Below are 523 nucleotides of genomic sequence, written 5' to 3'. Positions count from 1 at the left end.
AGATGATGCAATCCAAATCTTTCGCATCAATCCTTCTGAGAATAATTGTGAAGATATCTCTGAAGAAATTGCAGAAGCATATGTAAAAGAAAATATCGAACATCTCCACGAGGAGAGTAAAGTTCATGACTTTGTACTCGAAAGTGATGCTTACCAAGAACTTTTAGACGAGATCGCAGACGAAAAATATAATGATGAGATTTACGGTACTTATGAACAACAACACCGTTTGCGTCCTTGTGATGTGCTTTAAAAATTCTAAAGGGCGCTTTTAAAAGCGCCTCCCTTTTTCCCATCAATAATTGATTAGAGTAAACTTATGACCACACATGATACTCATATTCATAGTGAAGGATATCTCACGCCTGAAAACGAGGTAGACAACAAAATCGGTTATGTCCAAATGGTCAATGCCCATGTAATGCATAGGTACTTACATTTGAAACAAGATTTTTCCACTTGGTTTAATGATTGTGTTGAAAAGCTTGATCTAAAAGAAGGCGTGGATTTTGTTTTTACAAAA

2 protein-coding genes are annotated in these 523 nt (G+C 35.8%); both read left to right on the top strand.

Translation table 11 applies throughout. The features are described from left to right. Positions 1 to 253 (top strand): hypothetical protein (locus tag ACFINR_RS09660; protein WP_375654260.1); only part of this gene is annotated, 253 nt, incomplete at its 5' end. Positions 254 to 319: 66 nt separating this feature from the next. Continuing rightward, a partial coding sequence (locus ACFINR_RS09655; RefSeq protein WP_375654259.1) for an antA/AntB antirepressor family protein occupies positions 320 to 523 on the top strand: 204 nt, incomplete at its 3' end.

The organism is Bartonella sp. AP19HLJMH (genome assembly GCF_042196245.1).
Lineage (GTDB): Bacteria > Pseudomonadota > Alphaproteobacteria > Rhizobiales > Rhizobiaceae > Bartonella.
This window is presented reverse-complemented; position numbering and strand designations above follow the sequence as displayed.